Below are 19,846 nucleotides of genomic sequence, written 5' to 3' on the forward strand. Positions count from 1 at the left end.
ACAAAAAACCTTTTGGGTTTTAAAAAAACCGCTATTAAAGCCTAAAAACAGCATTATCACCATAAAGGTTGTTTCTCAAATCTCTAATCTTAGTATCATCAACATACTCAGAAAAAGTCATATATCGATCAATTATTCCGTTAGGAGTAAACTCAATAATTCTATTGGCAACAGTATCTATAAATTGATGATCATGCGATGTAAAAAGAACAACTCCTTTAAACTCTTTAAGCCCAGCATTTAAAGAGGTAATTGCTTCAAGGTCTAAATGGTTTGTGGGCTGGTCCAGTATCAAAACATTTGCTCCGCTAAGCATAGCCTTAGCAAGCATACATCTTACTTTTTCTCCTCCTGAGAGAACATTTACCTTCTTTAAAGCTTCATCTTGACTGAAAAGCATTCTACCTAAAAATCCTCTAATATAAGTTTCATCTTGCTCTTTTGAATACTGACGCAACCAATCAACTAAATTCAAATCTAAATCAAAATATTTTCCATTATCCTTATTAAAATATGAAAAATTAACAGTAGCTCCCCATTCATAATGACCTTTATAATTTCTATCTTCATTTGTAATAATATCAAACAAAAAAGTTGCAAACATAGGATTTCCCAAAAAAACAATCTTTTGCTGGGGTTCAATAATACTGCTAAATTTATTTAAAATTAAATTTCCTTCAAATTCTTTTATCAAATTTTTAATTGTAAGAACATTCTTACCAAGTTCTCTTTCGATTTTAAAATTAACATAAGGAAACTTCCTTGAAGAAGGCTTTAAATCTTCAACCTTTATTTTTTCAATCAGCTTTTTCCTTGATGTTGCTTGCCTAGACTTAGATGCATTACTAGAAAATCTTTGAATGAATGTCTTAAGTTCAGCAATTTTATCTTCAGATCGCTTTTTAGCATCTTTTAGCTGCTTGTTTAAAATCTGGCTTGTTTCATACCAAAAATCATAATTTCCAAGATACAATTGAATCTTCCCATAATCAATGTCAACAATATGGGTACAAACTTGATTTAAAAAATGTCTATCGTGAGATACAACAATGACTGTATTTTCAAAGTTAATTAAAAACTCTTCTAGCCATTTAATAGATTGTAAATCAAGGTTGTTAGTAGGCTCATCAAGAAGTAATATATCGGGCTCACCAAAAAGCGCTTGCGCTAAAAGAACTCTGACCTTTAAAGCCCCTTCAATATCACACATTAAATTATTATGAATTGACTCATCTATTCCAAGACCCTTAAGAAGAACTGCTGCATCGGATTCGGCCTCGTATCCTCCAAGCTCTGAAAATTCTGCTTCAAGCTCCCCGACTCTAATCCCATCTTCATCACTAAAATCAAGTTTATTATAAATTTCATCTTTTTCTTTTTGAACAGAATAAAGTCTTTTGTGCCCCATAATAACAGTATCGATAACCTTACATGCATCATAAGCAAATTGATCTTGCTCAAGAGCCGCTACTCTTTGATTTTTAGGAATAAATATTTCACCCTTAGTAGATTCAATCATTCCTCCTAGCACTTTCAAAAAAGTACTTTTTCCTGCCCCATTAGCACCAATTATTCCATAACAATTTCCAGGAGAAAATTTAATGTTTACATCTTTGAATAAAACTCTCCCCCCAAATGCAACTTCCAAATTATTTACAGTTATCAAACCATTACCCTGCCTAAAATTGATATTCTAATAAGAAAATTATCTTGAAAATTAATTTAATTTTCAAGCACTATATAAATATATTGACTCAACTCTCAATTTTTTCGTATATTTAATATTATTAACATAAGGAGATGTTTGAAATGAAAAATATTAAGCCTTTAGCTGATAGAGTTTTAATAAAAATTAAAGAAGCTGAGAGTAAAACAATCTCGGGACTTTACATACCAGAAAATGCAAAAGAAAAAACAAATATTGGGACAGTCATAGCCATTGGTTCTAACAAAGAAGAGATCACTGTAAAAGTTGGCGACACTGTACTTTATGAAAAGTATGCAGGAGCTGCTGTGAAAATCGAGAATAAAGAACATTTAATACTAAAAGCAAAAGAAATAGTTGCAATAATAGAAGAGTAAAAAGCTAAGTAGCTAAACTTAGCTTTAGTCTTTACGAGAAATATTTTATAAAGACTATTAAAAAAAATAAGGTTCTGGTTTTAGTATGAATAAAAAAAGTGATCATGCCTTAAAAGAGAAAGCAGAAATGATAGAAGGTTTTGTTCTTTTAAAGAAGGAACTACTAAAATTTCTAAATATTTAGAAATAAAAATTTTTTTATTAAAACTTGCAGTCTTCAATGAAAATTACAAGTTTGTCATAAAAACTTATTATTCTGATCAATCAAATTAAAAATTTCAAGCTTACAGGGTTTTGTAAGCTTGAAAAAATGAACTTAAATGAAAAAAACAATTTTTAAAGAAAGCACCATATATTCAAGCAAATTCGATGACATTTATTACAATCCAAGGTATGGGATCGAAGAGAGTTTTTATACCTTTATTAAAGGCTGCAATCTAGATTTAGAATTAAAAACAAAAGAAAATCTTTTAATAGCAGAATTGGGATTTGGAACAGGATTAAACTTTATATGTCTTTTAAAATTCATAAAAGAAAATAACATAACGTCAAAGATTAATTATTATTCCATAGAAAAATTTCCACTCAAAAAAAACACAATAATGCAAATTTCAAAATTCTTCATTAAAGAAACCGACTATTTCAAATTGATGTTAAAGCATTATCCCAAAATTCCAAAAAAAAATTTAAAACTGAAAATAACAGAAAATGTTAATTTAAAAATTTTAATTGGAAACGCTAAAATAAAAATTAAAGAAATTCCAAAAAATGTAGAATACTGGTTTTTAGATGGATTTAATCCTAAAAAAAATCCTGAAATGTGGAACAATGAAATATTCAATTTAATTTCTGAGAAAAGCAGTTCAGAATGCAAGCTTTCAACGTTTTCCTCTGCAAGGATTGTAAAAGATGGCTTAAAACTTGCTAATTTTAAACACATTCACATAGAAAAAGGATTTGGAAACAAAAGACATATGATAAAAGCTCAAAAAAATTAAAAAATTACTTATGATATAAACTGTTAAAAAAATAATTCTAACAAAATATGATATACTGTCAAATGGAGAAAAAGGAGAATTTTAATGACAAGAAAAATATTTATTGTAGCCTTAATCTTTTTAATATCCAATAGTTATATTTTTGGAAAAGACACAATCAAAGATTTGTTCTTTATACAAGATATATTAATAAAAAAAGAAAAATATTCTGAAGTTCTAAATAATGCAAGCCTTGAAGGCATTATTGAAATTGAGCATAATGGATCATACATCAAAGATCACGATTCAGAAGTTAAGCTTATCCTGAAAGAAAACGGATATAGAAGAAATTTCAGCTTTTTCAATCTTTTAAATACTAGCAATATAATCAAAAGTCTAAGCTTATTTAATGGTAGACCAAAAAGCATTAAAGAAAACGAAATCGTATTATTAGGCACAAAAATGATTAAAGAAAATCCCAATAAACAGTATCAAGACGATGATGATTTTGAATTAAAACTAAGCGTAACTAGCAAAAGTAATCAAATTTATTTAATTCTTGATTTTGAGTTTCTCTTTGATCAAAGAAAAACGTTTCCATCAATTTACATCAAAGAAGAAGATGTACCAATAATAATAAATAGCTTCATGAAACTACAAGATTCAAAATTCTTATCTCCTCAAACATTAAATAACAATTAAGAGCGTAAAATGCTATTTTTAACAAAAAGCATGACTTTTGCTGAAAAAATAACCATAACAAATTCAATTGCATAATAATTTTTTAAATTTTTTACAGATTTTTTAAATTAAAAATATAACTATTTATCTTCTTGATTAAAGAAGAAAATTCTACAAATTTTAATTTCTCGGATTCAATAATTTCCTTAGGAGCATTCATTAAAAAATCTTCATTTTCAAGCTTCTTTGAAACAGAAATCTTAAGCATCTTATACTTTTCAAGCTGCTTTTCAAGCCTTATTAACTCCTTGGTTTTATCTATCAATAACTTAACGTCTGCATAAATTTCAAAACCAACTACAGCTACACCCAACATGCCATCACAATTTTCATTGTAAAATATATTCTTAAAATTAATCATTCTTTTTGCAATGCTCTCATTGTCCTTAAAGTATCTTTCATATTTAAAGTCAGCATCAAACTTTAAAGCAACATCAATTTCAATGCTAGAAGATATATTGAATTCACTCTTAAATGTTCTAATGGCTACAATGAAAGTTTTAAATACTTTAAAACTTTCAAATTCTTCTTGAAAATTATTGGTGATATCAAAACTCGGATATTCATTTAAGGCTAAAATATCTCCTTTTTCTGAAAATTCAGAATAAATTTTTTCTGTAACAAAAGGAATAAACGGGTGTAAAATTAATAATGCTTTTTTAAGAAAAAATAGCAACTTGGAAATAGCCATATTTTGAATATCAATATTTTCACTATTCAGATCAATTTTACTAATCTCAATATACCAATCACAAAAATCATTCCAAAAAAACTCATAAACGAATTTTGAAGCTTCATTGTATTTATAATTTTCAAAAGAAGATTCCACGCCAAGAATGGTTGAATTTAAACTTGTAAACAACCATTTGTCAATGTCATTAAATTTCAAATCCTTTAATATTTCTCTATTTTTTAAATTTAAAAGAATAAATTTGGAAGCATTAAAAACCTTGTTTGCAAACTTAGCTCCAAGCATAAAATCTTTAGCATCAATATTTAAATCTTGACCTTGAACAGACAAAAAAGACAAAGTAAACCGCAAAGAATCACTTCCATACTCATGAATAATGTCAAGAGGATCTATTCCATTGCCCAAGGACTTTGACATTTTTTTACCTTGTTTATCGCGCAAAAGAGGTGTAATATAAACATCTTTGAAAGGAACTTGGCCTGTAAATTCTAGTCCCGCCATCACCATTCTTGCAACCCAAAAAAATATTATATCGTAAGCTGTTATTAAGGTATTTGTTGGATAATAATTTTTAAAATCAACAGTAACATTAGGCCATCCAAGCGAAGAAAAAGGCCATAGCCAAGAAGAAAACCAAGTATCAAGAACATCTTGATCTTGAACAAACCTTTTGCCCTTATTTTTTTTATCTAAAGAAGGATCAGTATCACTAACAACAAACTCGGATGTATCAATATTGTACCAAGCCGGTATTCTATGTCCCCAAACAAGCTGTCTTGATATGCACCAATCTCTAATATTTGATAACCAATATTTATATGTATTTTCCCACTTTTTGGGGTAAAATCTCAATTCACCATTCTCTAAAGCCTTTAAAGCTTTGTCTGCCAAAGGCTTCATTCTCACAAACCACTGAGTAGACAAATAAGGTTCAACAACCTCACCCGATCGATAACAATGTCCAACCTGTTGCCTATGTTTTTTAACGCCTTGCAAAAACCCTTTTTCCATTAATTCTATCTCTATTTTAAATCTTGCATCCTTTATCCTTAATCCTTGATATTGCAAAGGAACATTTTCATTCAGTTTCCCATCTTGAGTTAAAATATTGACCTTAGGAATATTATGCCTTTTTGAAATTTCAAAATCATTAGGATCATGTGCAGGAGTAACTTTTAAAGCCCCAGTACCAAAAGAACTGTCAACATAAAAATCTGCAATAATTTTTATCTTTTTACTTGTCAAAGGGATTGTGACCTCTTTGCCAATTAAAGACTTATATCTCTCATCATTGGGATTAACAGCAATAGCAGTATCCCCAAACATAGTCTCAGGCCGAGTTGTTGCAATCTCAATAAAAGAAGAATCATTAATAAAATACTTAACAAAATAAAGCTTACCATCAACTTCTTTATATTCAATCTCTTCATCACTAACAACACTTCCAGATCCAGGATCAAGATTAACAAGATACTCGCCCCTATAAATCAACCCTTTAGAATATAAATCCTTAAAAACCTTATTAACAGCCTTGCAAAGACTCTCATCAAGAGTAAACCTTTCTCTTGAGTGATCATAAGACGCCCCAAGTTTTTTTATCTGATTGACAATTATGCCCCTGTGCTTATCTTTTAATTTAAAAATTTCTTGAACAAGCTCTTCTCTTTTAAAGTCATTCTTACTTTTGCCAATATTTTTAAGATGTCTTTCAAAAACAGCCTGTGTTGCTATTCCTGCATGATCTGTCCCGAAAAGCCACAAAGTATTGTACTTTTTCATTCTTTTATACCTTACAAAGATATCTTGCAAAACAAAATTAAGAGCATGCCCCATGTGTAACACACCAGTAACATTAGGGGGGGGAGCAACAATACTAAATTTTTCAAATAAAGAATTATTTGGTAAAAAAACATTATTTTTAAGCCACTTGTTGTAAATTTCATCTTCAAATGCCTTAGGATCATATTTTTCAAAAGGTCTAAAATTCATCGTTTTAAAAATCTCCTACCATACCATAACATTTAAATTTTCAAAAAGATCTTCATAAGTTTTCGAATTTATAAGATTTGAGAAATATTTACTCTGCCTTTCCTTCTCAGTAAAATATATCTTAAAATATTTTTTAAGTTTATTAAAATCTTTTCCAAGTCCCCAAGTAGCATGAAAATCCTTTATATGGAATTTTAATATATTTAACCTAAAATTCAAATTACTATCCAAAAAGTGTTTTGAAGATAATTTAAATAAATTTAAATTCTTAAAAATTCCACGACCAAACATAATCCCATCAATTAAATATTTATCAACATAATATCTAGCATCCTCAAGGCTCAAAACATCTCCATTACCAATAATCAGCGTAGAAGGACTAAGATTATTTCGCAACTTAACAAGTTCATAAAAAATATCAAAATTAACAGGGCCTTTGCTCTGATTAACAGCAAGTCTTGGATAAACCGTTAACATATCAATTCCAAAGCTCAACAAAAACCCCAACCAATCATCAACTTCTGGATATGAAAATCCATGTCTAGTTTTAACGCTAAGAGGTAAATTAAATCTCGCGCAAGCTTCTTTACTTGCAATAATTATTTCTTTAGCCAAAGATTTATTATTAATTAAAGCTGAACAAACCCCTTTTTTAATTATTTTACTCTTAGGACAGCCCATATTAATATCAATCCCCCAAAACCCCATGCCCCCTAATATTTCTATTGCTTTATAAAATTGTTCAGGAACATTGCCCCAAATTTGAGCAATTAAAGGCCTATCAAGTTCATTGGGTTTTAAAAAAACATGCTGCATAGATTGTTTTGATCTATTTAAAATTCCCTTTGTAGAAATAAATTCGGTAAAATAGATATGGGGCTCCCCTTCTTCAGATCCTATTAAATGAATTAAATTTCTAAAAACAGTATCAGTAACGTCCTCCATTGGGGCTAAAATCATAATTGGAAGAGGAATATTAAATAAAAACTTCATAAAATAACTATATAATAATACAAATTTTTTAAGTAACTATTTTGCCTTACTTAAAAAATTTGTATTCTAAAAAGAGTGGTAATAAATGACATAATCATAAGATTTTAAAAAATCAATAAACAATCTTGATAAAAAAAATAATTTAAAAAAATCAATCCATAACAAGACTTTCTCCTGGAACCTTGGTCTTTCTTACTAAAGTATCTTTATATCCAGCAGATTTAATCAGGTCTATATTTTTTTGAACATCATCAGCATTAGTAGGAATAAAAACAGTATAAAACGGCCCATGGGAATTTACTACAACAAAAAGACCCGCTTTTTTTAATATTCGATAAGCCCTATCAGCATAATCTTTTTTCCTATAAGATCCGACTTGTATGTAAAAATCTGTTTCTTTGTCATCAGAAATTGAATAATCTGCTAATAAACTTGAAGATTTATTTTCAATAGAAACATTCTCATCTGATTTCTTGGTTTTCTTTTCTTCTTCAACCTCAGCAGTATTAAATGCTTTTTTAAAGTCACTAGATTTTGAGACAGAAGATTTTTTTTCATTTACGCTTTCAATTACTTCAATTTTTACAGGAGCAACTCCTATTCCCAAAAAATCAAGCTTCTCAGCAGCATGTTTTGACAAATCGATTATTCTATCCTTCCTAAAAGGACCCCTATCATTAATTCTTACAACAACTGATCTATTATTTAAAAGATTTGTAACTCTTACAGCAGTATTAAAAGGCAATTCTTTGTGAGCAGCAGTAAGAGCCATCATATCAAATTTTTCACCATTAGCAGTAATTTTACCATGAAAAGCTTCGCCATACCATGAGGCAAGACCTACTGTAGCGGAATTTACATGAGAAGCAATAAAAAAAAATACAAAGAGAAAAACAAAGCTTCTATTATCTCTTACGATGGTATCAATTAAATTTCTCATAATATTTATTATAATATAAAAACATATTTCAATAAACAATCGGGCTCACAAATTGCTTATTTGCATTTTTTTTGATTTAATTATAAAGAGAAAAAAAGTCTAAAAAATGATGTCAACAGAAATAATCCGCAGTAACCAAATACAAAAAGCGGCAAAACTTATCAAAATGGGAGAACTTGTTGTATTTCCAACAGAAACGGTTTACGGAATTGGTGCAAATGCTTACGATGAAGATGCCGTAAAAATGATTTTTTTAGTAAAAAAAAGACCTATTAAAAATCCTTTAATAGTACACGTTGACACAGTGAAAAAAATAAAAGAACTGTCAGAATATATTCCTAAAAGTGCTCTAATGCTAATAAAACGGTTTAGTCCGGGCCCTTTAACCTATGTTCTTAAAAAATCAATAAAAATATCCAAATTTGTAAGTGGAAATTTAGACACAGTGGCAATAAGAATTCCTGCAAACAAAATAGCTTTAAACTTAATCAAAGCATCTAAAGTCCCCATAGTGGCACCATCTGCAAATATATCAAAAAGACCAAGCTCAACAAACTTCGAAATGGCCTTAAAAGAATTGAATGGACTTGTAAAAGGAATAATAAAAACAGAAGGGAAAAAAGACTTTAATATTGGAATCGAATCAACTGTGATTGGATTTGACATAAAAGATAACGTACTAATATTAAGACCGGGCGCAATAACAAAAAAAATGATAGAAAAAGAACTTCAAGGAAGATATACAGTAAATTACGCAGAAACAAAAATAGAGTTAGAAAAATCACCCGGTAATATAATAGAGCATTACAAACCAAAAATTCCTGTCTATTTATTCAAAAGTCAAGATAACATAAGAAGATATTTAGACAAAGATACAAAAATACTTATCACAAAACCTACTCTAAAATCCTATCTATTTAATTTTTTGTGGGATAAAAAAAATATTACAGTATTTAATACTCTTGAAGAGTATGCACAAAATCTTTACAAAGAGTTAGTCAATTCTGAGAACAGCTATAAACAAATACTTAGTGAATTCGTAAAAGATGAAGAACTTGGATACTCAATAAACAATAGAATCAAAAAAGCCAGTTCAAATAGATTCATTAATTAAAAATTTAAATAATACTCGATTATTAATCGATATTTAAAAAATTTAAAAAGCATAAACATAACCATCCATTAGCAAAACAATGCTAAATCTAAAAGTAAAATCTAAACCTGTAATGCAACAGACTTACTACTCCTAACTTCAAGAAAGCCAGTAAATACATTCAAAAAAACTTCCCCTCCCCGCAAGCATTACTAGCAAATTTTCATACAAGAAGATAAAAATTTTTAATCTTTTGATTAATTGAAATAATCATGAATTAACATAGTATACTCAAGCGGTATTTTATCCTCATCAAAAGCAATACCAAGCGCAAAAACCTTTCCATTGGGTGTCTGAATAACGCTTAAACTTTTTGATTTACCCTCAATAAAAATCTCTTTATCCATAAATTCAAAACTAAAAATCAAATCAGTTACATCTTCCTTTAGATCCCCACAATCAAAAGAAGAAATTACTAAAGCACCCCCATAAGATAAATCTTTTATTAAGCATTTATGTTTTGACCCATTAAACTTAATAAAAGCTTTATCAGAATCAATCTTTAGCTTTCTAATAGAATCTTTATCAACAATAATCCTCTCATGAATTCTCTGATTTTGCCCAAGTTTTAAATCAAGAAGCTTTCCAACTTTAATAGCAATCTCTTCTGGCGCAGGAGATAAAAATTCCAATGTTAATAAATTGTATTCTTTATCTTGAGAAGAATAAGCAGAAGCACTTAACAGTTTCACAGACAAAAAGGGAAAAAAAGCTGCACCATGCTTATAATCTGAATTTTTCTTAAGTTGAATAGAACCTAAATTTTTATTTTTAGCCAAAGCAGGCAATACTGTATCTTCTTGAAAAATAAGCTTAAGAGAATCCATAGAGATAGAATAAATTACTCCAAACACAGAATAAGCGCCTATCTTCATCTCAATAGTATTGCGAAGATTTAAAAAACTATTTATCTCTGTACTCATTTTAATTTCTTTACCTCTATATTTAGTTCCATAATCTCTTATTTTTCTAGATAAAAGCATAAACCTCTCCTTACTCCTTTTTTGATATAAAAAATAAAAACACTAAGCAACGTTTAAAGCTGCTTTAAACAGTTTTAAACCCATAAAATTATAAACAAAACTAATCAACAATTAATAAATCTACTCTTAAAATTAAAGACACACCATCACCTAAACATCACAAGATCTATTTAATTCACAAAACTTAAAAATACTGTTTGTATAGTGTAAAATTATAACAATAATTTTACACTATAACAATCAACTCATAGCATTATTAATTCTTATACACTTATAGTATACTTTAGTAAAAAGTATGAAATTAAATAGCCTTAATTCAAAAAAAATAAATAAGCATAAGCTACTTATTTATTTAACATGTTTCACAGTTAGTTTTTCTATTATTGGACTGTCATTAGCAATATCTAAGACTATAAACATACAAAAAGATAAAAATTTTGGATATATAAACCCAGCAATTCCCTCAAGACTTTTAGATATCAATGGAAAACAAATAACTCAATTTATATCTGATGAGAATAGAGAATTAATGCCTCTGAGAAAAATGCCTGACAATCTAATTAATACACTTTTAATACGAGAAGATATTGGTTTTTTTTCTCATCGAGGTTTTTCCTTAATGGGAATATTTAGAGCCGCATTTAATATTATTCTTGGTAGATATTTCTCAGGTGGCAGCACATTAACCCAACAACTTGCAAAGCTTCTCTATACAAATCAAGCAAGAAGATCTATTTTAAGGAAATTGCATGAAATATGGTGGGCAATCCAACTTGAAAAAAAACTCTCAAAATACGAAATACTAGAGAAATATCTTAATAAAGTTTATTTTGGAAACGGCAACTATGGAATAGTTGCCGCATCAAAATTCTTTTTCGGAAAAAGCGTAAATAAAATCAATACAGCAGAATCCGTAATGATGATAATCCAACTTCCAAATGCGAAACTTTATTCACCTCTTTACAATCCAGAATTTTCAAAAAAAATACAACGAGCAGTTTTAAACCAAGTTGTATCTAATGGAATAGTAAAAGCCGAAATTGCTGAAAAAGAATTTAATGACTATTGGCAAAATTATGATTGGACTAGAATGGCTGATACATCTGCAATTTCAAGCAAAAAAGACCAGGCTCCTTATTTCTCTGAATATATAAGACAAAAAATACTAAAATATTTACCAGATGATGCAAACATATATAAAGATGGATATTCGATATATTCAACGCTTGACCTTAAAGCACAAAAATATGCAGATAAAGTTACAAACGACATGATCAATAAAGCAAGAACCATGCACAATTTAAACAGATCATCTGAAACAATAATTATTAATTCAGAAATTGTTCCCGTAGTAGATGCAATATCAGATTTATTAGGAATTAAAAATTTAAGAATAAATGGAAAGCAATATAAAAAATTAAGAAAAAGAAAATTTTACGAAGACAATATTGATCTAATTGCAAGCTTTGGAGCTATTCTTGGAATTGATAAAATAGATAAAGCAACAAAAGAATATATTATTAAAAATAAATTAACACCAAAACTCATTGCACAGCCTGAAGGAGCAATGATAGCAATAGACACAACAAACGGAGCAATAAGAGCCATGGTTGGAGGAAGCGGGCATGCCAAAGACAATGAATTTAATCGCGCCACACAAGCAAAAGTTCAACCTGGAAGTGCATTTAAAACATTATATTTTGCAGCCGCAATTGATCTAAAAAAAATAACAGCCGCCACAATGTTTTCAGACTCTCCGGTAGCATTTTTAAATAAAAACGGAGAAATTTATGCTCCAGAAAATTACGGTGGTAAATGGCGGGGCAACGTTTTAACACGCCAAGCATTAGCTTTGTCTTTAAACATTCCGGCATTAAGAATATTAGACAAGCTAGGTTTTGACTCTGCAATTAGCTACTCCTCAAAACTGTTAGGAATAACAGATCCAAAAGAAATAGAAAAAACATTTCCAAAAGTTTATCCACTAGCACTTGGTGTAATATCGGTTTCTCCAATGCAAATGGCAAAAGCCTTTGCAATTTTGGGAAACAGTGGTAACGAAATCGAGCCTTATGGAATAAGATACATCGAAGACAGAACTGGAAGAATAATAGCAAATGAAGAAGCAAGCATATTGGCTAAAATAAAAAATAAAGAACCTCAAAGTCAAATAGTGTCTCCTCAAGCTGCTTATATCATCACGGATATGATGAAATCAACAATTCAATACGGAACCTTAGCAAATCAAAGATACACAAATCTAAAAAATTTTAAATCTGACATTGCTGGAAAGTCGGGAACAACCCAAAATTGGGCAGACGGATGGGCAATAGGATACTCTCCTTATATAACAACAGCATTTTGGGTTGGATTTGACAAAAAAGGATATTCACTAGGAACATCCGGAACAGGAACAGGATTGGCGGGGCCTAGTTGGGGAGAATTCATGGCAGAATATCACAAAAACTTACCTAAAAAAGTTTTTGCAAAACCTGAAGGAATAATTAGCATTCCCGTACAAGCAGAAACAGGACTACTGCCAGAAGAAATTGCTGAGGAAAAAATAATAAATGAACTATTTATTTCTGGCACTCAGCCAATTGAAAAATCAAAATACTATGAAAATAAAATGGAATTTAAAAATACAATGGAATTTAACATATATGGAATTGATGAGATTAATGATAACAATGAAATAAATTTTGACACTCCTGAATTTGAATATCTTGACAATGAGCTTGAAGGCTTAAACAATAATAATGATGGTAGTCTAAACAATAATACTAATACTAATATTGACGGTCTTAATAACAATAATATTGAAAGCATTAACAATAATAAAAATGAAGATGATGAGATAGAAATCAAGGTTCAAGAACTCTTGAATGAAAATTCGCAACAAGATCTAATAAACAACGACAACAATAACGAAGAAATGATTATTAAAAATAGCGATAAAGAAATTAAAGACGAAGTCATTGTTAATGAAACAAACACAAATACAAAAAGCACAAAAGAATTAAAGTCAAACAACAATGAAAATGAAAAAATTAACAATAAAGATGTGAACGGAGAAGATATACAATTGGATTAAAACAATATGTTAATAGATATCGATCAAATAAAAATAAAAAAAAGAATTAGAAAAAATGTAGGTGACATTGAAACTCTAAAAAACAGCATTATAAAACATGGGTTAATTTATCCAATAATAATAGATAAAAATAAAAATTTAATAGCGGGATTTAGAAGATATCAAGCCTTAAAAGAAATCGGCTATAAAGAAGCTGAAGTAAAGGTAATCTCAATTGAAAACAAGAAAACTTTACTTGAAATTGAACTTGATGAGAATAATGTTAGAAAATCATTTACAAAAAGTGAAGCAAACGAGGGTGAAGCTTACTTAAAAATTTATTCTGAAAGCAATATAATAATGAGGTTTCTTAAATTTATTATCTTAAAAATTAAAAACATATGGAAAAGAAAAAATAGAAAAATTTAAACCATAGCAAAGGAGTGTGTTTATGATAAATTACAAAAATCTTAATGAACTTGAAAATTTTAAAATTCTTGAAGAAATTGCCCCAGAAGCGCTCAAAACTGCATTAACTGGAAAAAGAATAAAAGAATACGACATTACAATAGAAGGGGATAGTGTGCATTATAATTATGCTTCAAAGCAAATTAATGAAAATCACCTTAAAATCTTTCAAAATTTAAGCGATGAAGCAAATTTAATAGAAAAATATAAAGAACTACTGGATGGTGAAAAGATTAATATTAGTGAAAATAGAAAAGTTCTACATCACCTAACAAGAGGACAAATTGGTAAGGACGTAATAGAAGATAATAAAGAAAATATGAGAGAGTTTTTCCAATCAGAACTTGAAAAAATATATAATTTTGCAAAACAAGTCCATTCTGGAAATATTAAAAGTGCAAATGGTAAAAAGTTTAAAAATGTAGTTCAAATAGGAATTGGTGGATCAAGTCTGGGACCAAAAGCTCTTTACAACTCAATAAAAAATTATGCAAAAAAACACAATCTAGCCTTAATGAATGGCTATTTTATTTCAAATATTGATCCAGACGAATCAGAAGAGATGTTAAATAGCATTAATGTTGATGAAACGCTTTTTATTATTGTCTCAAAAAGTGGAAATACATTAGAAACCAAAGCTAATATGCAATTTTTAATAAACAAATTAAAATTAAATGGCATAAAAGAATATAAAAAACAAATAGCTATTATAACATTAAAAGATAGCATGTTGGCATCAGAAGAAAAAGGATATCTTGAATATTTCTTCATGCATGATTCAATAGGTGGAAGATTTTCTCCAACATCAGCAGTTGGGCTTACACTACTTACTCTTTGCTTTACAGAAAAAATTGTAAAAGAAATTATAAAAGGAGCCAATAAGGCTGACAAAAAATCATTAAATAAAAATGTAAAAGACAATGCACCTCTTTTAGCAGCACTAATTAGCATATACGAGAGAAATGTTCTTAACTACAGTAGCAACTGCATCATTGCTTATTCCAAGGCAATGGAAAATTTTTATCTTCACCTACAACAACTTGAAATGGAAAGCAATGGAAAAAGCGTAAACAGATTTAACGAAGAAATAAACTATAAAACTGTAAGAATAATTTGGGGGGGCATTGGAACGGATGTTCAACACTCATTCTTTCAAATGCTTCATCAAGGAACAGATATAGTTCCAATGGATTTCATAGGTTTTAATGAAACACAGCTTAAAGAAGATGTAATATCTGATAATAGCTCAAGCAATGATAAATTAAAAGCAAATTTAATAGCCCAAATAATAGCATTTTCAAAAGGCAAAGAAAATAATAACAAAAATAAAAATTTTAAAGGCGAAAGGCCTTCTGCGCTAATATACTCAAAAGAATTAACACCTTATGCAATAGGATCAATACTCTCCCATTATGAGAATAAAGTAATGTTTGAGGGATTTTTATTAAATATAAACTCATTCGACCAAGAAGGGGTTCAGCTGGGAAAAATTATTGCAAATCAAATTTTAAAAAATGACACTTTTGAAGATGAGGCAATAGAATCTTATTCTAAAAAAATATTAATTCAAGATTAGCTAATTAATTAATCTTGAATATACAACCTTAATTTTAAAAAAGAATGCACTAAGCTTATACAAGAGGTAAGAATGGATAATATAAGTATATTATATACATTAATCAATATTATAATTATGCTTATTCTAATAAGCATAATTTATTTTTGTAAAAGAAAAAATGTTTCTTTTACAAAAAGAGTGTTTATATCATTAGGAATAGGAATAATATTTGGAATGACTATCCAATATTTTTATGGAACAAATTCATCTATAACAAATGAAACTATCAGTTGGATAAGTATTTTGGGTGATGGATACGTAAGACTTCTTAAAATGGTTATAATCCCCTTAATAATAACATCAATAATCTCTGCAATAATAAAATTAACTAACAGTAAAGATGTTGGAAAAATGAGCCTACTTGTAATATTAACACTGGTATTTACAGCAGGTATTGCTGCTGTAATTGGCATTTTCACTGCTTTAATGTTAGGATTAACAGCTGAAGGACTGCAAGCAGAAGCCAGCGAAATTTTACAAGGCGAAAAATTACAAAAAGGACTTGAAATATTAAATCAAACAACAATCACAAAAAAAATCGCAGAACTTATTCCGCAAAATATATTTGAAGATTTGGCAGGACTTAGAAAAAGCTCAACAATTGGAGTCGTAATATTCTCAGCTATCGTAGGAATAGCCGCCCTTAAAACATCTATCAAAAAGCCAGAATCAATAGAGTTTTTTAAAAAAATAATATTAACGCTTCAAGACACAATATTAGGAATAGTAACTTTAATTTTAAAATTAACGCCTTTTGCTATATTGGCTTTAATGACAAAAATTACAGCAACCAGCGAAATCAAAAGCATAATAAAGCTTGGAGAATTTGTAATCGCTTCCTACATTGCCATAGGACTTACATTTCTTATGCACATGGCATTAATTGCAATAAATAGATTAAACCCAATTACTTTTATAAAAAAAATATCCCCAGCACTAACATTTGCATTTATATCTAGATCTAGTGCTGCAACCATACCTATTAATATAGAAATTCAAACTAAAAACCTGGGGGTAAGTGAAGGAATAGCAAATTTATCAAGTTCCTTTGGAACATCAATTGGGCAAAATGGTTGTGCAGCACTGCATCCCGCTATGCTCGCAGTAATGATAGCGCCAACTCAAGGAATAAACCCTACAGATGCTTCATTTATACTCACACTTCTTGGATTAATAATAATAACTTCATTTGGAGCTGCTGGCGCTGGCGGAGGCGCAACAACAGCTTCACTAATGGTACTCTCCGCAATGAACTTTCCAGTAGGATTGGTTGGACTTGTAATATCTGTTGAACCTTTAATTGACATGGGAAGAACAGCAGTTAATGTAAGCGATTCAATGCTTGCCGGTATTATATCTGCTAAAAAACTTAAACAATTCAACCTCGATATCTACAACAAAAAAGAGTTCATAAACAAATAAATGGAAAAACGATCATGAAAATAATAATTATTGGAGGCACATCAGCAGGAACTAGTGCTGCAGCTAAAGCAAAACGCTTAAACAAAAAACTAGACATTACTATCTATGAAAAAACAAATATTGTATCCTTTGGGGCTTGTGGCCTGCCTTATTTTATAGGGGGATTTTTTGACAATCCAAATACAATGATCTCAAGAACACAAGAAGAATTTGAAAAAACTGGAATCTCTGTTAAAACTAACCATGAAGTCATCAAAGTAGATACAAAAAGCAATACAATTATAATAAAAAATCAAAAAACGGGAAGCATTTTTAATAATACCTACGACAAACTCATGATAGCAACTGGTGCAAAACCCATTATTCCTGCAATCAATAATATTAATCTAAAAAATTTTTATACATTAAGAAATTTAGAAGACGGTCAAAAAATAAAAAAATTAATGGATAAAGAAGAGATTAAAAATATAGTGATAATTGGTGCTGGATATATTGGAATTGAAATGATAGAAGCAGCAAAAAATAAAAGAAAAAATGTAAGATTAATTCAACTAGATAAACACATCCTCACAGATTCCTTTGACGAAGAAATAATTAAAATAATGGAAGAAGAATTAATAAAAAAGGGGATTAATCTTCATACAAGTGAATTTGTAAAAAGTTTAATAGGAGAAAAAAAGGTAGAAGGAGTCGTAACAAACAAAAATACTTATCAAGCTGATGTTGTTATACTTGCTACTGGGATAAAACCTGCTACTGAATTTTTAGAAAATCAGCTTAAAACTACTCCAAATGGAGCAATAATTGTAAATGCATATGGTGAAACCAGCATAAAAAACATTTTTTCTGCAGGAGATTGTGCAACTATTTATAACATAGTAAGTAAAAAAAATGAATACATACCTCTAGCAACAACAGCCAACAAACTTGGAAGAATAGTCGGTGAAAATTTAGCTGGGAATCATGTTCCATTTGAAGGTACATTGGGCTCAGCTTCAATCAAGATACTATCTTTAGAAGCTGCAAGAACAGGGCTTACAGAAAAAGATGCAAAAAAGCTTCAAATAAAATATAAAACGATTTTTGTAAAGGATAAAAATCATACAAATTATTATCCGGGTCAAGAAGATCTTTATATTAAATTAATTTATGAGGAGAATACCAAAACAATACTTGGAGCACAATCAATAGGAAAAGATGGAGCCGCAATAAGAATCCATGCTTTATCAATTGCAATCTATTCAAAACTTACAACAAAAGAATTGGGAATGATGGACTTCTCATATTCTCCACCATTCTCAAGAACCTGGGATATATTAAATATTGCTGGTAATGCTGCCAAATAAAAAGAACTAAATCAATTAAAATTGATTTAGTTCTTCATGCTAATCGGTTGTCCTGTGCTTGAAAGAACATCTCTCCAAAAAGAACCATTTGGATTAACCTTATTTCTGTCAATTACTGCCATCTTAATTGGTATATGCACAAATTTCGTACTCCACAAACTAATCAACATTTTTGTCTTACCAGACATTGCAGCATGCACAGCATTCGACCCAAGTCTAGCACAATAAAGCGAATCACTAGCATTAGCAGGCGAACTTCTAATAATATAGCTAGGATCTATGTATTTAAGAGTAAATTGTATATTTTTTGCTTTAAAATATTCTGTAATTTTATCTTTAATATAAAGTCCAATATCCTCATAAAGCAAGTTTCCAGAATCGTCTTTCTTGCGAGGAACATGATTAAAATATTTTTGCCCTGCTCCTTCTGCTATCAATATCACTGCATGAGGAATTTCTTCTAAGCTTTCTTTCTCTAAAAGCCGTCTTTCAAGATGAACAAGAAATCCATTAGGACCTTCTATATCAAAATCAAGCTCTGGAATTAAACAAAAATTAACATCATTAGAAGAAAGCGCAGTATGAGCAGCAATAAAGCCAGAATCCCGTCCCATAACTTTAACAAGTCCAATGCCATTATAAGCACTATTAGCTTCAAAATGAGCGCCAGCAACAGCTGCAACCGCTTGTTCTACAGCAGTCTCAAATCCAAAAGATTTTTGAACAAACATAAAGTCATTATCTACAGTTTTAGGAATACCAACAACTGATATTTTTAAATTTCTTTTTTCTATTTCCTCAGCAATAAGAAGAGACCCCTTTTGAGTTCCATCTCCACCAATATTAAAAATCATATTAATGTTCATTCTCTCCAAAGTATCAACTATTTCTACAGGCTTAATACCACCCCTTGAAGAGCCGAGAATAGTGCCTCCAAATTTATTAATATCATCGACAACATCTGGATTAAGATTAATAAAAGGTGAATTTGACTCAGGAAGAAGCCCTTGATATCCAAACTTTACCCCATAAATATTTCTAACCCCATAAATTTTCCATAAAGTTCGCACAATAGAACGAATAACGTCGTTAAAGCCAGGACAAAGTCCACCACAAGTAGTAATAGCAGCTTTAACATGTCTGGGCACAAAATAAATTTTTTCCCTAGGTCCAGCTTTTTCTAAAAGGACATCTTCATACCTATCTCCCTTATCTTCATTTCTATATACACTAAACTTAATTTTATTTTTTTCATCAACAAAATGCGAAGAACCCTCGCTAGCATAAAAATCAATCAAAGGATTATTTTGCTTGCATTCTCCCAAACTATCTATTTTAAAATCTAAATTTTCATTTTTAATTCTATACAC

At 29.6% G+C, this 19,846-nt stretch carries 14 protein-coding genes and 1 pseudogene; 9 read left to right on the top strand and 6 right to left on the bottom strand.

What is annotated here, in order from left to right; genetic code table 11:
- Nucleotides 1–34: 34 nt before the first annotated feature.
- Nucleotides 35–1,666: an ABC-F family ATP-binding cassette domain-containing protein gene (locus BLO14_RS00535; protein WP_091971709.1), complete on the bottom strand. Its 1,632-nt coding sequence runs from the start codon at nt 1,664–1,666 to the stop codon at nt 35–37.
- Between the two features lie 143 nt (nt 1,667–1,809).
- Here BLO14_RS00535 and groES point away from each other — a divergent pair, with 143 nt between their 5' ends.
- The 3 genes from groES (at nt 1,810) to BLO14_RS00550 (ending at nt 3,761) form a co-directional block, all read left to right on the top strand.
- Nucleotides 1,810–2,082 (top strand): co-chaperone GroES, encoded by a 273-nt coding sequence (gene groES / locus BLO14_RS00540; protein WP_004789371.1) that lies wholly within the window; start codon nt 1,810–1,812, stop codon nt 2,080–2,082.
- 320 nt (nt 2,083–2,402) lie between these two features.
- The gene (gene mnmC2, locus BLO14_RS00545; RefSeq protein WP_091971711.1) at nt 2,403–3,080 is read left to right on the top strand and encodes a tRNA (5-methylaminomethyl-2-thiouridine)(34)-methyltransferase MnmC2; all 678 of its coding nucleotides are present in this window, start codon (nt 2,403–2,405) and stop codon (nt 3,078–3,080) included.
- An 84-nt stretch (nt 3,081–3,164) separates the two neighbouring features.
- Nucleotides 3,165–3,761: a hypothetical protein gene (locus tag BLO14_RS00550; protein WP_091971713.1), complete on the top strand. Its 597-nt coding sequence runs from the start codon at nt 3,165–3,167 to the stop codon at nt 3,759–3,761.
- A 91-nt stretch (nt 3,762–3,852) separates the two neighbouring features.
- Here the strand turns inward: BLO14_RS00550 and valS are convergent, their stop codons facing one another.
- The 3 genes and pseudogenes from valS to BLO14_RS00565 form a co-directional block, all read right to left on the bottom strand.
- Entirely contained in the window at nt 3,853–6,480 is a 2,628-nt protein-coding gene (valS, locus tag BLO14_RS00555; RefSeq protein ID WP_091971715.1) for a valine--tRNA ligase, read from the bottom strand.
- A 4-nt stretch (nt 6,481–6,484) separates the two neighbouring features.
- Nucleotides 6,485–7,473 (bottom strand): annotated as a pseudogene (locus tag BLO14_RS00560) (tRNA dihydrouridine synthase).
- A gap of 151 nt (nt 7,474–7,624) precedes the next feature.
- Entirely contained in the window at nt 7,625–8,413 is a 789-nt protein-coding gene (locus tag BLO14_RS00565; RefSeq protein WP_091972270.1) for a septal ring lytic transglycosylase RlpA family protein, read from the bottom strand.
- Nucleotides 8,414–8,519: 106 nt separating this feature from the next.
- Here BLO14_RS00565 and BLO14_RS00570 point away from each other — a divergent pair, with 106 nt between their 5' ends.
- The gene (locus BLO14_RS00570) at nt 8,520–9,527 is read left to right on the top strand and encodes an L-threonylcarbamoyladenylate synthase (protein ID WP_091971717.1); all 1,008 of its coding nucleotides are present in this window, start codon (nt 8,520–8,522) and stop codon (nt 9,525–9,527) included.
- Nucleotides 9,528–9,763: 236 nt separating this feature from the next.
- On the opposite strand, the gene plzA is transcribed toward BLO14_RS00570, so the two are convergent.
- Nucleotides 9,764–10,549, bottom strand: coding sequence for a c-di-GMP-binding receptor PlzA (gene plzA / locus BLO14_RS00575; protein ID WP_091971719.1), 786 nt, complete (start codon nt 10,547–10,549; stop codon nt 9,764–9,766).
- A 295-nt stretch (nt 10,550–10,844) separates the two neighbouring features.
- On the opposite strand from plzA, the gene BLO14_RS00580 reads away from it, so the two are divergent.
- From BLO14_RS00580 to BLO14_RS00600, 5 genes are all read left to right on the top strand, one after another.
- Nucleotides 10,845–13,643, top strand: coding sequence for a penicillin-binding protein 1A (locus BLO14_RS00580; RefSeq protein WP_091971721.1), 2,799 nt, complete (start codon nt 10,845–10,847; stop codon nt 13,641–13,643).
- A gap of 6 nt (nt 13,644–13,649) precedes the next feature.
- Complete coding sequence (locus BLO14_RS00585) at nt 13,650–14,051, top strand: ParB N-terminal domain-containing protein (RefSeq protein ID WP_091971723.1); 402 nt, start codon at nt 13,650–13,652, stop codon at nt 14,049–14,051.
- A 22-nt stretch (nt 14,052–14,073) separates the two neighbouring features.
- A complete protein-coding gene (locus tag BLO14_RS00590) occupies nt 14,074–15,666 on the top strand; it encodes a glucose-6-phosphate isomerase (RefSeq protein ID WP_091971725.1) in 1,593 nt (530 codons plus the stop codon).
- Between the two features lie 72 nt (nt 15,667–15,738).
- Nucleotides 15,739–17,130, top strand: a complete 1,392-nt coding sequence (locus BLO14_RS00595) for a cation:dicarboxylate symporter family transporter (protein ID WP_091971727.1) — start codon at nt 15,739–15,741, stop codon at nt 17,128–17,130.
- Between the two features lie 14 nt (nt 17,131–17,144).
- A complete protein-coding gene (locus tag BLO14_RS00600) occupies nt 17,145–18,476 on the top strand; it encodes a CoA-disulfide reductase (RefSeq protein WP_091971729.1) in 1,332 nt (443 codons plus the stop codon).
- A 26-nt stretch (nt 18,477–18,502) separates the two neighbouring features.
- Here the strand turns inward: BLO14_RS00600 and BLO14_RS00605 are convergent, their stop codons facing one another.
- Entirely contained in the window at nt 18,503–19,846 is a 1,344-nt protein-coding gene (locus tag BLO14_RS00605; protein WP_091971731.1) for an ATP-dependent 6-phosphofructokinase, read from the bottom strand.

The sequence above is a fragment of the Borreliella japonica genome (genome assembly GCF_900099615.1).
GTDB lineage: Bacteria > Spirochaetota > Spirochaetia > Borreliales > Borreliaceae > Borreliella > Borreliella japonica.